Below are 14,068 nucleotides of genomic sequence, written 5' to 3'. Positions count from 1 at the left end.
GAGGACATCTCCGCGCGCATCAACAAGGTGCAGAGCGAGACCAGCGAGGCGGTGACGGCGATTGAGCGCATCGCTTCCAGCGTCAAGCAGATCGACGAGACGGCGTCCTCGATCGCCTCGGCGATGGAGGAGCAGACCGCCTCCACCCAGGAGATCGCGCGCAACATCGAGGAAGCCTCGGCCGGCGCGCAGGAGGTCACCAACACCATCGGCGAGGTGACCCAGGCCGCCGACACCACGGAATCCACCGCCAGCGAAGTCCTGTCCAGCGCCGACGACATCAACAAGCAGGCCCAGACGCTGCGGGACAAGGTAACCAGCTTCCTCAACGACATCCGCACGGGCTAAGAAACGGCGGCCGTTTCATCCCATCACACCGGGCTTGTGAGCGGTTGAATTCGCCGGGGTCCCGACAGCCGGCGGTTCAGGGCCGTGCAGCACCGTCGGCAAACACAGCGTGTTTGATCGCATCAGAACGAAGTTTTGAGCGGCTTACCTCGCCGGGATCCCGACAGCCGGACATTCCGGACGGACTCCGCTCGCAAAGTGAGGGCGGTCACAGCGGTTCGAGCCGCGGCGGCCTATATCGGGGTGCAGCACAGCCGCCTATGCGCACCTCAGGAGGTTCCCGATGCCCCGCTCTTTTCTTCGCCGTGCCCTGCCCCTTGCCGCGATCGCCCTCGCGATGGCGGGGGTCTACGCCTCCGGCCTGTACCAGTACCTGAGCTTCGACGCCCTGGCGGCGCACCGCGACACCCTGACCGCGCTCGCGGACCGCAACCCCGTGCTCATCATCGGCGCCTACATCCTGGCCTACGCCGGGGCCACGGCGCTGTCGGTGCCGGGCGGCGCCGTGCTCACCATTCTGGGCGGCTTTCTCTTCGGCACCTGGCTGGGCGGCGCCTTCGCCGCCGTCGGCGCGACGATCGGCGCCACGGGGCTCTTCCTGGCCGCGCGCGCCGGCCTGGGCGATCTGGCGGACAAGGTCAGCGGCGCGCGCATGACCCGCATCCGCGACGGCCTGCGCCGCGACGCCTTCAGCTATCTGCTGGCGATGCGGCTGATCCCGCTGGTGCCGTTCTGGCTGCTCAACCTCGCCCCGGCGCTGCTGGGCGTGAAGCTGCGCACCTACGTCACGGCGACGGCGCTGGGCATCCTGCCGGGGACGGTCGTCTACGCCAGCCTGGGCAACGGGGTGGGCACCATCCTCGACGCGGGCGGCACCCCGAACATGGGCATCGTCCTCCAGCCCTCGGTGCTGCTGCCGCTGCTGGCCCTGGCCGCCTTCGCACTCCTGCCCACGATCGCCAAGCGCGTCACGGCGTGGCGTCAGGCGCCGACGGCCACCTGATCGCTCGGTCATCCGTGCTGGTCCCACCGGACCAGCATGGGTAGGCTGCCGCGCATGACCCCGCCGGCCGATGACCACCGATCCATCGCGCTCATCGGCGCCCCCGGCGACGTGGCGGCGGCGCACCGCGGCGCGTCGATGGGGCCGGAAGCACTGCGCGTGGCGGGCATGACCGAGGCCCTGGCGGAGATCGCCGGCGAGGTGGTCGACTGGGGCAACCTGACCGGCCCCTCGCACCCAGGCCACGCACCCGTGGACGGCCTGCGCCACCTGCCGGAGACCGCGACCTGGTGCCGGGGCGTGCGCGACACCGTGGGCGAGGCGCTGGCGACCGGCCGCATCCCCGTGCTGATGGGCGGCGACCACGCGCTGTCGATGGGCTCGCTGGCCGCGGCGTCCGCCCACTGCCGCGCCGCCGGCAAGCCGCTGCGGGTGCTGTGGCTGGACGCGCACGCCGACTTCAACACGCCGGAAACGAGCGTCTCCGGCAACCTGCACGGCATGCCCGTGGCCGTCGCCGCCGGGCTGGGACCGCCCGAGCTGACGGGGCTGAGCGACGCCACCCCGATGGTGCCGGCGGCGCGCTTCCATCAGATCGGCGTGCGCGCCATCGACCGCCTGGAAAAGCGCACCGTCGCGGCGCACGGCCTGCCCGTCGCCGACATGCGCGAGATCGACGAACGCAGCATACGTCCCGTCATGGAAGAAGCGCTCGCACACGCGACGGCCGAGGGCGCACACCTGCACGTCAGCTTCGACGTGGACATGCTCGACTCCAGCGTGGCGCCCGGCGTCGGCACGCGGGTCAAGGGTGGCCCGACCTACCGCGAGGCCCAGTTGTGCATGGAGATGATCCACGACACGGGCCTGCTGGCCTCGCTCGACGTGGTCGAGCTGAACCCGGCGTTCGACGTTCACAACGCAACGGCGGAAACGGCGGTGGAGATGGTGAAGAGCCTGTTCGGCGAACGCATCCTGAGCCGGCGGCCGCAATGACCCCGCGCGACGACGCCACGGATCCGGCCGCGCTGGCCGAGCGCTACGGCGCGCCCAACTACAAGCCCCTGCCCGTCACCCTGGCGCGCGCGGAGGGTGTATGGGCCTGGGACACCGACGGCCGCCGCTACCTGGACTGCCTCGCGGCCTACTCGGCGCTCAACCACGGCCACCGGCACCCGCGCATCCTGGCGGCGTTGAGCGAGCAGGCCGAGCGCCTGACGCTGACGGCGCGCGCCTTCCACAACGACCGCCTGGGCCCCTTCCTGAAAAAGCTGTGCGCGACGGCGGGCGCGGAGATGGCGCTGCCCATGAACACCGGGGCGGAGGCGGTGGAAACCGCGATCAAGGCGGCCCGCCGCTGGGGCCACCAGGCGCGCGGCATTCCCGACGGCCACGCCGAGATCGTCGTGGCGCGCGGCGCCTTCCACGGCCGCACGCTCTCGGGCATCAGCGCCTCCACCGACCCCGAGGCGCGCGCCTGGTTCGGCCCCTACGCGCCCGGCTTCGTCATCGTGCCCTTCGGCGACGCGGCGGCGCTGGAGGCCGCAATCACCCCCAACACGGCGGCCGTGATGGTGGAGCCCATCCAGGGCGAGGGCGGCATCGTCGTCCCGCCCGAAGGGTACCTGGAAGCCGTGCGCGCGGCGTGCGACCGCCACGGCGTGCTTTTCATCGCCGACGAGATCCAGACCGGCCTGGGCCGCACGGGACGGCTGTTCTGCCACCAACACGAGGCCGCCGCGCCCGACCTGATGCAGCTCGGCAAGGCGCTGGGCGGCGGGGTCTATCCGGTGTCGGCGGTCGTCGGCTCGGCCGACGTGCTGGGCCGGCTGACGCCCGGCTCCCACGGCAGCACCTTCGGCGGCAACCCGCTGGCCTGCGCCGTCGGTGAGGCGGCGCTGGACGCCCTGGCGGATGAGGAGCTTCCCGCCCGTTCGGCGCGGCTGGGCGGGCGGCTCCTGGCGGGCCTGCGCGCCATCGACTCCCCGCGCATCGCCGAGGCGCGCGGGCGCGGCCTGATGGTGGGGCTGGAGTTGACGGAGCCGGCCCGGCCCGTCTGCGAGGCACTGCTGGCGCGCGGCGTGCTGTGCAAGGACACGCGCGACACCGTCATCCGCCTGACGCCGCCCCTGGTGATCGGCGAGGCCGAGGTCGATTGGCTGGTGGCACAGATCCACGCCGTGCTGGCGTCGGCCGCTGCGGGATAGCGTCCGGCCCGACTCCAGTTTCGAGTCGCCCCCGAGTCGCATACCGAGTCCCGGTTACCTGGCCGCCCTGAAGGGCTTGGAACAACCAAAAGTTTAGCAATTGCCGATTTATAAATTTTGCAAATGCATACTGTTGGGAAAGAAAACAATACGGTCACAACCACCGTGGCGGAGACCCGGCTGACCGAGTCGACCTGATTTGCCGTTCAAACCTGCAGAGTCCGGCCGCGGGCTGTTGCATCGTCCACAGACGCTCCACACGCTGTCCACAGGTCTAAACGAGACACCACCCTCGAAGGGGGTCGCAGATGACGCGGTGTATCGATTGGAGCAGCTACATCACGCCCGCCCGGCCAGCGGCGGTGCTGACGCGCTCGCACCGGGACGTGGTGGCGCTGGCGGTCAACAGCTTCACCGGACCCGAAATCGCCGACGCGCTCGCGCTCCCGGAGCACGAGGTGCGCTGGCTGCTGCGCGAGGCGGCTGCGGCCGCGGCCATGAAACCGGCCTGACCGGGTCCAACCGAAAAACCGAATGCCCGTTCGCCGCTGGGAGCGCCACCCCGGTTCCGACCACAAAACGGGCGGCTACGCCGACGACGGGTCGTCCCCACCGTTGGCGACCCAGGCGTGGAGGCACTGCGCCAAGCACGTCGTGCCGGTGCCCCAGCACAGCGGACAGCGGTCCGCGACAATCGGGCGAACGTCAGCTGCCATCCCGCGCAAGCCGCCGCAACACGGCTCGTCGTGCCAAGCCACCGAGGCCGCGCCTGCATTTCGGTCGGACGCCATCGATACCTCCAAAAAATCCTCCGGGGCCACGCTTCGGGCCGCGCGAAAGATGACAGTCGTGTAACGCACTTTGTTTCGTAAGCCAATATCGGCGCACCGCGGCCTGCCGCCGCGCCCGATCACGATGTCGTGCCCCGCCGCGTGTGCGGGCTGCCACGCGCCTTGGCCACGCGAGCGTCCCGGTCAAGCGGACTTCGCGGGATCGCGCGCGGCGAGCCCCTCGGCGTCGCGGTTCGCCGGTTCGCGCGCGCCGACGTCCTCGCCCAGGCTCGCGGCGAGCTGGTTTTCGTCGTGCTCTCGGAATTCAGCCACCGCCTCACGGCTGCGCGGTTGCGGCAGCCCCAGCCCCGTCAGCAAGCGCTCGCTCAGATCCAGGCTGGCAAGAAAGGTCTCGCGCACCACCGCATCCGCGCGGGCGCCCATGAGGCGCTGGGCGTGCTCCCGGTTGTGGGCGCGCGCGTAAACCTTCAGGCGCGGGAAGTGCTGCTTGGCGGCGGCGACGATGCGCTCGGCCTGGTCCACATCGTCCAGCGCCACGACGAGCGCCGCCGCATCATCCGCCCCGGCGGTGCGCAGCACGTCCAGGCGCGAGGCGTCACCGTAAAAGGCGGGCGTGCCCAGGTGCTTCATGCGCTCCACGCGCTGGGGATCGTGATCCAGGGCGGTGAAGGTGATCCCGTTCGCGCGCAGCACGCGGCCCACGATGTGGCCGAAGCGGCCCAGCCCCGCGACGATGACCTGCGGCGCTTCGCCGTCGATGGCGTCCGGCACCCCGCTCAGGGGCCGGCGCCGCGCGCGGTCCAGCGCCATCAGCAGCAGCGGCGTCGTGACCATCGAGCCGATGACGATCAGTGTGAGCACGTCGGCCGTGGGGTCCGCCACCACCCCGTGCGCCGTGGCCGCCGTCAGGAGGACGAAGGCGAACTCGCCACCCTGGGAAATGGCGACGGCGGTGGTCAGGCTGTCCCGGTTGCTCAACCCGTTGAGCCGGGCGAGCGGAAAGATGATGGCCCCTTTCGCGACCACGAGCGCCACCACGCCGCCCAGGATCGCGGCGGGCTGCTCGGCAAGCACGCCCAGGTTCACCGACATCCCCACGGCCAGGAAGAACAGCCCCATCAAAAGGCCCTTGAAGGGCTCGATGTCGGCCTCGATGGCGTGGCGGTAGTGCGTGTCGGCGAGCAGCACGCCCGCCAGGAAGGCGCCCAGGCCCATGGACAGCCCGAGCGCGTCCATCAACAGCGCCGTGCCCACGACGGTGAGCAGCGCGGCCGCCGCGAAGATCTCGCGCGTGTGCGTTTCCGCGGCAATGCGGAAGGCGTGCTGAAGGGCCACGCGGCCCACGACCACCACGGCCACCAGCACGCCCGCCACCTTCAGCGCCTCGGTGAACGCACCGGCGTCCATGGCCGTGCCGCCGCCGTTTGGCCCCGGCAGGAGCGGGATCGCCGCGAGCATCGGGATCACGGCGATGTCCTGCAACAGCAGGACGGAAAAGGCAGCACGCCCGTGGTGGGTGGCCAACTCCTTGCGCTCGCCGAGCACCTGAAGCGCGAAGGCGGTGGAGGAGAGTCCCAGCGTGAGGCCGACCACGCCGGCGCTGATCGGCGGCAGCCCGGCCAGGTACGCCAACCCGCCCAGCGCCGCGCCGGAGACGAGAACCTGCGACAACCCCAGCCCGAGGACGCTGTGCCGCATCGACCACAGCCGGCGCGGGCGCAGCTCCAGCCCGATCACGAAGAGCAGCAGCACCACGCCCAGTTCGGCGAAATGGAGAATGGAATCGGAATCCTGGAAATAGGCCAATCCCCACGGACCGACGACGAAGCCCGCCGCCAGGTAGCCCAGCACGGCCCCCAGGCCGAGCCGCTTGGCGATCCAGACGCCGATGACCGCTGCCGCCAACAGAACGACAGCTTGGTTGAGGAAGGCGTGTGTGTCCATGAAACTCCCCGCCGCCGGGAGATGCGCCTAGCCCGGTATGGTTACCGCATCCGCCCACGCAACCAAGCCCGGCGTGACTGTGCGACGCGCATCGGCCTGCCAGGTTGCGCCACCCCGGTCTATGCGCCATATCTCCGGCCAGCCTCCCCCGGCGCTGGCGCGGCCGGGCGGGCGGTATTGTGCCGATTCGCCGAAACGCGATCAGGTCGCCTGTGACCGGGACCACCATACAGGAGCGACGAGTCCGGGCATGCATACGGAACGCGTGATCGCCGTGGAGCACTTGACGGACAGCTTGTTCGCCTTCCGCACCACGCGCGATTCCACCTTCACCTTCGAAAGCGGCCAGTTCACGATGATCGGCCAGACCGTGGGCTCGAAAAAGGTGCTGCGCGCGTACAGCATGGTGAGCCCCACCTGGGCCGACTACCTGGAGTTCCTGAGCATCAAGGTGCCGGACGGGGAGCTGACCTCGCGCCTGCAGCACATCGAGCCCGGCGACGAGATCATCGTGAACAAGAAGTCCACGGGCTCGCTGCTGCTGGACAACCTCGTGGACGGGCGCAACCTTTACCTCTTCGCCACGGGCACCGGCATCGCGCCCTTCCTCAGCATCGTGCAGGACCCCGAGGTCTACGACCGCTACGACCACGTCGTCCTGGTGCACGGCGTGCGCGAGGCGCGGGAGCTGGCCTACCGCCGTTTCCTGGAAGAGCACCTGCCCAACCACGAGCACCTGGGCGAGTACGCGCGCGAGCAGCTGGTCTACGTGCCCACGGTGACGCGCGAGCCCTTCGAGCGCACCAAGCGCGTCACCACGATGATCTACGACGGCGAGCTGGCCGAGGCGACCGGGCTGCCGACGCTGGACCGGGAGCAGGACCGCGTCATGATCTGCGGCAACCCGGACATGGTGCACGAGCTGCGCCACCACTTCCTGGAACAGGGCTGGGAAATGGGCACGACCCACGGCAAGGGCCAGTTCGTCATCGAGAACGCCTTCGTGGAAAAGTAGGACCCGGGGACCGCTCGGGGCCGGCGCGGAAAACCGCCAGCCCGCACATGGTTGTTTCGGGCCGCGCCGGGTTTAGCTTCGCGGGCAGCGAAGTGTCCGCGGAGACCCCATCATGGCCCTGAGCACACGGCCCGAAAACGCGGCGGCCGATCCCTTCGGCTTCGACGCCACCTACGCCGCCCTGCCCGAGCGCTTCTACGCCAATGTCCAGCCGACGCCCGTGGAGCGCCCGCGGCTCCTGCACCTGAACCGGCCGCTGGCCGCGCAACTCGGACTCGACCCCGAGGCGCTGGCGAGCCCGGCAGGCGTCGAGGTGCTGGCGGGCAACCGCGTGCCCGAGTCCGCGCGGCCCATCGCCATGGCCTACGCGGGCCATCAGTTCGGCAACTGGGTGCCGCAGCTGGGCGACGGGCGTGCCGTGCTGCTCGGCGAATTGGTCGACCGCGACGGCGTGCGCCGCGACGTGCAGCTCAAGGGCTCGGGCCGCACGCCCTTCTCGCGCATGGGCGACGGGCGCGCCGAGCTGTTCCCGGTGGTGGGCGAATACCTCGCCAGCGAGGGCATGGCCGGCCTGGGCATCCCCACGACGCGCGCGCTCGCCATGGTGCTGACGGGCGAGACGGTGCGCCGCAGCGACTTCCTGCCGGGCGCGGTGCTCACCCGCGTCGCCACCAGCCACGTGCGCGTGGGCACCTTCGAGTACTTCGCCCGCGCCGGGGACCAGGACGCGGTGCGCACCCTGGCGGACTACGTCATCGACCGGCATTACCCCGAGCTGCGCGCGGCGGAGAAGCCCTACCGCGCGCTGCTGGAAGCCGTGGCGCGGCGCACGGCCGAGCTGATCGCGAACTGGATGGCCGTGGGCTTCATTCACGGCGTGCTCAACACCGACAACATCTCGGTCGTCGGGGAAACGCTGGACTTCGGGCCCTTCGCGTGGATGGACGACTACCACCCGGCCCAGTGCTTCAGTCAGGTCGATCTGGGCGGGCGCTACGCCTACAACCAGCAGCCCGACATCGGGCAGTGGAACCTGTGCCGGCTGGCGGAAACGCTGCTGCCGCTGCTGGCCGACGATCCCGAGACGGCCGAAGCGGAAGCCTACGCGGCGCTGGACGCCTACATCCCCGCGTTCGAGGCCGCCTACCACCCGGCGCTGCGGCGCAAGCTCGGCCTCGCGAGCGTGCAGGACGGCGACGTGGAGCTGATCCGGGGCCTCTTCACCCGCATGGCCGATCAGGGCGCCGACTTCACCCTGACCTTCCGCCGGCTGGCCGACGTCTCGGGCACGGATGCCTCGGCCGACGGGCCGGTGCGGACGCTCTTCGCCGACCCGGCGGCCTTCGACGCCTGGGCCGAGCAGTGGCGCCAGCGCCTCGCCGCCGAGGGCCGCGACGAGACGCAGCGCCGCGCCCAGATGCGGGCGGTCAATCCCGCCTACGTGCTGCGCAAGCACCACGTCTACGCGGTCTACGACGCCGTGCGCGCGGGCGACCACGGCGCGCTGAACGAGCTGCTCACGGTGCTGCGCGCACCCTTCGACGACCATCCCGACCACGCGGCCTGGGCCATGCCGCCGACAGCCGAGGAGCGCGTGCCCATGACCTTCTGCGGGACGTGACGATGTCGGATGACGGAGCCGGGAACGCCGGCACGGCGGCGACGAGCCGCGGCGAGATCCTGGGGCTGAAGGCCGTGCTGCTGGAGCTGATCGCCCGCGAGATGGAGCGCGGCGACAGCGAGGCGGAAACCAAGCAGGCGATGGTGGACCGCTGCCTGCACATCCTCGCCAGCATGGAGCTACCCGCCACGGACGGTGAGGCGGCGGAGACGGTCTCGGCCGAAGCCGAGCGCACCATCTTCCACCTCTTCAGCCAAGTGTCGGCGAGTTCCTGACTTCCGGCTCAGCCGGCCGCCGTTGTCTCCTGGTCCATCTGCGCGCGCACGGCGGCGACGGTCTCGTCGTCCACGGGATCGTCGAACTGCACGCCCGCGACCTCCGCGTTGGCGTGAACGACCTGCGCCGTCTTGCGCGCCGCCATGCCCGTGACGTCGAGGCCGACGCGCTCACCCGCGATCAAGCCCGCCACGGCGTCGAAGCGCGCGCCCTCGCGCGAGAGGTCCACCAGCACCGTGCGCTCCTCGCGCCCGCGGCGGACGAGCGTGGCGGGAACGCGGGCGTAGTAGCGCGGCGAGTTGCGGCGGTCGTCCGTGGAGGCGGCGCGGATCTCCTGCAGGAAGCGGTCGACTTCCTGGCTCAGCCGCGAGGTCTCGCCGCCCAGCTCGCGGGCGGAGGTTAGCAGCGTTTCCGCGCTTTCGCTGGTCGAGCGCACGCCTTCGCGCACGCCGGAGACGCTGCGGCTGACGGTGCGCGCGCCCTCGGCCGCCTGGTGGACGTTCTGGCTTATCTCCTGCGTGGTCGCCTGCTGTTGTTCCATCGCCGAGGCGACGGAGCTGGTGACCTCGTTGATGTCGTTGATGGTCTCGATGATCTGCTCGATCTCGCCGACGGCGGAGTGCGCCTCGCTCTGGACGTTCTGCACGTAGCCCTGGATGTCGTCGGTCGCCTTCTGCGTCTGGTTGGCGAGCGACTTCACCTCGTCCGCGACCACGGCGAAGCCCTTGCCGGCCTCGCCGGCGCGCGCGGCCTCGATCGTGGCGTTGAGCGCCAGCAGGTTGGTCTTCTCCGCGATGTCGTTGATGAGCTTGATCACCTCGCCGATCTTGTCGGCGGCTTCCGAAAGCCCCTTCACCGTGCTGCTGGTGTGCCCGGCGCGCTCGGAGGCCGTGTCGGCCACCGACTTGGCGTGCTGGACGCGCGCGGAGATCTCCTGGATGGACTGGACCATCTCCTCCGCCGCGCTGGCGACGGACTCGACGTTGTGGGTGGCGTCGGCGGCGGCGGATTCCGCCGAATCCGTCTCGCCGTTGGTCTGCTGGGCGGTCGCCGTCAGCGTCTGCGAGGCGTTTTCCACGCTGTCGGCCGTGGTGTTCAGCCGCTCCACGACGCCGGAGACGGTGTGCTTGAAGCGGTCGAAACCGGCTTCCATCGCCGAGACGCGGCGCTGGCGCTCCTCGGCTTCGGCGGCCTGCTGCTCCTCCAGCCGCGCGCGCTCGTGGGCGTTGTCCTTGAAGTGCTGGAGCGCCACCGCCAGCCGGCCGATGGCGTCGCGGCGGTCCTGGTAGGGCACCTCCACGTCGAGGTCCCCAGCGACCAGCGAGGACACCGTCGTCCCGATGCGGCGCAGCGGGCGGATGGCGCCCTGCAGGACGGTGACGAGCGCGAGCGCGCCGCCCGCCAGCACCCCGGCGATCGTGATCCAGGACGCGGTCAGGGCGTTGGCCGAGGTGGCGTTGGCACGCTCGCCGGTGCGGGCGACGCGCGCCATGTAGCGCTCGCTGAGCGAGTCGACGATCTTCGTGGCGGCCTGGATGTGCGTGCGCGCCGTGCTCAGCTTGGCGTTGCCCTTCTTGCGCTCCTTGAACATGTAGTGCTGCATCGCCGCCAGGGCGGCGGCGTCGATGCGGGTGACGTGCTCCTCGAGCTCGGCCGCGGGCTCGGGGGCGAAGCCCTGCACCCGGTCGAGGCTGGTCTTGACGGCCTCGAACGCGGCCTTGGCCTTCTTGCGCGAACTGCTTTCCAGGCTGTTGGCGGTGTCCAGGTACCAGTAGCGCATGTTGCCGTAGGCGTCGTCGAGCGCCGCCACGGCTTCCAGGCGGGCGCGCGCGGTGCTCTGGGCCGAGGTGGCCGTCACCGCGTCCCCGGTTTCCAGGACGTTGAAGACCGCCGGCGCGCCGGCCGACACGACCAGGATGGCGAGCGCGCCGCCGATCTTGGCCGTCAGGGACAGGCGCTCCAGCAGCCGCGCCGGTTTCGAGTTCGCGAGTCGCCGCCACATGCCTGCGTGCCCTCGCTCACGGCCCGTCGAAGGTGAACAGGACGCGGACGTTGTCCGGGATGGGCGTCACCTCGCTGCGTGCCGCGAACCCGAATGCGCCCGCGCGCATGCCGATGGCCTGCTTGAGCAGGCTGGGGGCGCCCACGGCGCGCGGGGCGGTGGCGCCGCGCTGCTGCTTCAGCCGGGTCCACCACTCCTGAAGCTTGCCCTCCGAGGTGCCCAGCACGTTCCGCACGAAGGCCTCGTGCGCCGGCGAGTCGGCGGGGCGGTCGAGCGGAAAGGCCGAGGCGCCGTCCGGCCACGCCGAGGCGCGCTTGAGGAAGAGCCGCTGCACCATGGCGCGGCCTTCCTGGCCGCCGGGATGGTCGTTCTCGGCATTGACCAGAACCACGTACTCGGCCGCCGAGGCGGGCGCCGCGGTGAGTCCGGCCGCCGCGGCCACGATCAGCGCCGCCAGCAGCCCCGCGACACGGGTGGGTGCCATCATCCCGGTCCCCCTTAGAAGCTCAGCGTGGCCGAGAGTTCGACGGTCTGGGCGTCGGCGCTGGAATCGTCGAAGTCGGTCGTGCGCACGATCCCGCGCAGCCGCACGTTGGAATGCGGCTGAAAATTCACGCCCAGCGAGTGTTCAATCGATTCCAGGCGCCGCGCCAGCGTTTCGGGATCGGTGCCGCGGTCCAGGTAGTCGAAGCGGTAGAACGCCGTCCACTGCTCGCCGATGCGGTAGCCGGGCTGGGTGTAGGCGCCCAAGCGGTCGTCGCCCACGTCCTCGTCGGTGGCGAAGATCTCGTTCTTCCAGATGATGGGCCCGCTGTCGTACTTCACGTCGGCGCCGTAGACGAGGTAGTCGGCCTCGCCGGCGCCCGCCGCCTCGCTGTCCGTGCGGTCGCCGTAGGTGACGTTGGCGCCCAGCGTCAGCCCCAGGCCGCCGACGCTGTAAGCGAAGCGCCCGCCGACGTTGAATTCGTTGCTGTTGTTCGTGAAGTTGCCGGTGTAAAGGTTGTAGCTGATCTGGTCGGCGTTAAGTCCGCCGCCCAGGAAGCTGCTGCCGTGGAGCTGAATCCCGTTGGTGAAGTTGGGAAAGATGGTCTGGGCGCTGAACGGGCGCAGGAACTGCGGCTGCGTCGCGTCCAGCAGGCTCGCCGGGAAGTGCTCCTGGTTGACGATGCCGTGGGGCGTGATGAAGCGCCCGGCCTGAACCTGAAGCGCGTCGGTGTGCTTGTAGTTGACCCACGCCAGCACGGTGTCGGTCGCCGCGCCGCCCAGGTTGCCGAAGTCGGGCCGTGAGGGGTCGGCGGTCGCGGGGTTCTGGGTGAAGTTGGGCCCGCTCTTGCGCAGGAAGGACTGCGCCCAGAAGATGCGCCAGTCCTCGGCGATGTCGGCGCTGACGAGCAGCTCCGCGACCTGGCGGTTGAAGCTGGTGACGGATTTGTCGTCGCCGGTGATGTGCGTCGCCGCGAGATCGACGAAGCCGCCGAGGTTCAGATCCACGGCGTCGAAGGCGTTGACGACGGCGCTGCTGCCGACCTGCTCGTCCACCTGCTGGACGATGCTTTCCAGCCGCTGCACCCGCTTCTTCGTCGTCTCGACCTCACCGCTGAGGTCGTCGAGCGTGACCTCGTTGGTCTGCGCCGGGTCCGGCTCGCCCGGGGCGCCCTGCTCGCGCTTGAGCTTGCGCAGCTCCTGTCGAAGCTCTTCGACCTGGCGCTCCAGCTTGTCGATGCGGCTGGAACTCGCGTCCTGCGCCCCGGCCGGCGCGGACGCCCCCACAGCCGCGATCGTCAGCGCGGCACACACACCCACCGCGCGCATCGGCTTCCCCACCACCATGCAGCCCCCCTTTTTCGATATGCTTAAGCGCCGTCGCGACTGCTCCGACGCTGAAATGCACAATCTTGGACTAAATTTTAATCTGTCGTTAAGGGCCAAGTCCACGAGTGGGTACTGGGAATCACGGAATCGTGATTTCATCGCGACTATTAAAAAAGAATTTTTACCCGAAAACACTCAAGGCAATTCAGGTGACTTCGGCCACACACAGCGCCCCCTTGTCCCGGGGCGCCGCCCACGGCGTCAGAAGTCCGGGTCGGCGTAGTGCGCCGGCGGCGGCAGGCCGGGGATGCGGTCGGCGAGGATACCGCCCATCGAGGGGCGCGACTTCACGCGGGCGTACCAGTCCTTGGCGCCCGGCGCGGACTCCCACGGCACGTCGCCCAGGTAGTCCACGCACGACAGCTGCGCCGCCGCGGCAATGTCGGCGTAGGAGAAGAAGGTGCCCGCCAGCCAGCTGCGCCGGTCGCACAGCCAGCCGATGTAGTCCAGGTGGTGACGGATGTTGGCGTGGCCCGCGCGGATGGCCTGGGAGTTGGGCTGGCCCAGGCGCATGAAGCGCTTGAGCAGCTTTTCGTCCACCAGGTTCGCCGTGACCTCGCGGTGGAACTTGGCGTCGAACCACAGCGCCAGCCGCCGCACCTCGGCGCGGTCCACGGGGTCGTGGCCGAGCAGGCTCTCCTGCGGATACACCTCTTCCAGGTACTCGGTGATGACCTCGGCCTCGGGGATGACGGTGCCGTCGGGTTCCACGAGCACCGGGATCTCGCCCGAGGGGTTGAGCCGCAGGAAGCCCTCGCGGCGCTCCCAGACGCGCTCCTGCTGGAGTTCGGCGTCCAGGCCCTTCTCGCGCAGGGCGACGCGCACGCGCCGCGACCCGCCGTGCAGGGGAAGATGGTAGAGAATCCGCATAGCCGGCAGGGTAAGGCGCGCACCGCGCGGTGAACAGGGCCATCAGGGCATGATGCGGTCAGGCTGAACCAGCCTGGGCTCTCAATCATGCCCGTGTACAAAAGATGCAGGGCACGATG

At 70.1% G+C, this 14,068-nt stretch carries 12 protein-coding genes and 1 pseudogene; 8 read left to right on the top strand and 5 right to left on the bottom strand.

Annotation, left to right across the window (positions count from 1 at the left end):
• The 5 genes and pseudogenes from BLQ43_RS14685 to BLQ43_RS14485 all read left to right on the top strand — a co-directional run.
• Positions 1 to 348, top strand: a pseudogene (locus BLQ43_RS14685) (hypothetical protein); the annotation flags it as partial.
• 283 nt (positions 349 to 631) lie between these two features.
• On the top strand, positions 632 to 1,351 hold the full coding sequence (locus BLQ43_RS13445) for a TVP38/TMEM64 family protein (protein ID WP_090022141.1): 720 nt from the start codon (positions 632 to 634) through the stop codon (positions 1,349 to 1,351).
• Positions 1,352 to 1,405: 54 nt separating this feature from the next.
• Positions 1,406 to 2,347, top strand: a complete 942-nt coding sequence (gene rocF, locus BLQ43_RS13440; protein WP_090022138.1) for an arginase — start codon at positions 1,406 to 1,408, stop codon at positions 2,345 to 2,347.
• A complete protein-coding gene (gene rocD, locus BLQ43_RS13435) occupies positions 2,344 to 3,558 on the top strand; it encodes an ornithine--oxo-acid transaminase (protein WP_090022133.1) in 1,215 nt (404 codons plus the stop codon). The genes rocF and rocD overlap by 4 nt, the downstream gene beginning before the upstream one ends.
• Before the next feature lie 308 nt (positions 3,559 to 3,866).
• Entirely contained in the window at positions 3,867 to 4,070 is a 204-nt protein-coding gene (locus tag BLQ43_RS14485; RefSeq protein WP_143006290.1) for a hypothetical protein, read from the top strand.
• A gap of 462 nt (positions 4,071 to 4,532) precedes the next feature.
• Here BLQ43_RS14485 and BLQ43_RS13430 read toward each other — a convergent pair whose 3' ends face one another.
• The gene (locus BLQ43_RS13430; RefSeq protein ID WP_090022128.1) at positions 4,533 to 6,293 is read right to left on the bottom strand and encodes a monovalent cation:proton antiporter-2 (CPA2) family protein; all 1,761 of its coding nucleotides are present in this window, start codon (positions 6,291 to 6,293) and stop codon (positions 4,533 to 4,535) included.
• A 250-nt stretch (positions 6,294 to 6,543) separates the two neighbouring features.
• Between BLQ43_RS13430 and BLQ43_RS13425 the strand changes: the two genes are divergently transcribed.
• From BLQ43_RS13425 to BLQ43_RS13415, 3 genes are all read left to right on the top strand, one after another.
• The gene (locus BLQ43_RS13425; RefSeq protein ID WP_090022124.1) at positions 6,544 to 7,308 is read left to right on the top strand and encodes a ferredoxin--NADP reductase; all 765 of its coding nucleotides are present in this window, start codon (positions 6,544 to 6,546) and stop codon (positions 7,306 to 7,308) included.
• 112 nt (positions 7,309 to 7,420) lie between these two features.
• Positions 7,421 to 8,929, top strand: a complete 1,509-nt coding sequence (locus tag BLQ43_RS13420) for a protein adenylyltransferase SelO (protein ID WP_090022121.1) — start codon at positions 7,421 to 7,423, stop codon at positions 8,927 to 8,929.
• A 2-nt stretch (positions 8,930 to 8,931) separates the two neighbouring features.
• Positions 8,932 to 9,204 carry a hypothetical protein gene (locus BLQ43_RS13415; RefSeq protein ID WP_090022116.1) on the top strand — a complete coding sequence of 91 codons (273 nt, stop codon included), beginning with the start codon at positions 8,932 to 8,934 and terminating at the stop codon, positions 9,202 to 9,204.
• Between the two features lie 8 nt (positions 9,205 to 9,212).
• Here the strand turns inward: BLQ43_RS13415 and BLQ43_RS13410 are convergent, their stop codons facing one another.
• The 4 genes from BLQ43_RS13410 to BLQ43_RS13395 all read right to left on the bottom strand — a co-directional run bounded on the left by BLQ43_RS13410 (position 9,213) and on the right by BLQ43_RS13395 (position 13,949).
• Complete coding sequence (locus BLQ43_RS13410) at positions 9,213 to 11,207, bottom strand: methyl-accepting chemotaxis protein (protein ID WP_090022112.1); 1,995 nt, start codon at positions 11,205 to 11,207, stop codon at positions 9,213 to 9,215.
• 16 nt (positions 11,208 to 11,223) lie between these two features.
• Complete coding sequence (locus tag BLQ43_RS13405) at positions 11,224 to 11,694, bottom strand: hypothetical protein (RefSeq protein ID WP_090022107.1); 471 nt, start codon at positions 11,692 to 11,694, stop codon at positions 11,224 to 11,226.
• An 11-nt stretch (positions 11,695 to 11,705) separates the two neighbouring features.
• The gene (locus BLQ43_RS13400) at positions 11,706 to 13,037 is read right to left on the bottom strand and encodes a hypothetical protein (protein WP_143006289.1); all 1,332 of its coding nucleotides are present in this window, start codon (positions 13,035 to 13,037) and stop codon (positions 11,706 to 11,708) included.
• 243 nt (positions 13,038 to 13,280) lie between these two features.
• Positions 13,281 to 13,949, bottom strand: coding sequence for a glutathione S-transferase family protein (locus BLQ43_RS13395; protein WP_090022099.1), 669 nt, complete (start codon positions 13,947 to 13,949; stop codon positions 13,281 to 13,283).
• Positions 13,950 to 14,068: the final 119 nt, after the last annotated feature.

The sequence above is a fragment of the Limimonas halophila genome, assembly GCF_900100655.1.
GTDB classification, from domain to species: domain Bacteria; phylum Pseudomonadota; class Alphaproteobacteria; order Kiloniellales; family Rhodovibrionaceae; genus Limimonas; species Limimonas halophila.
Note: the sequence above shows the minus strand (reverse complement) of the source record. Positions and strands in the feature narration are given on the sequence as shown.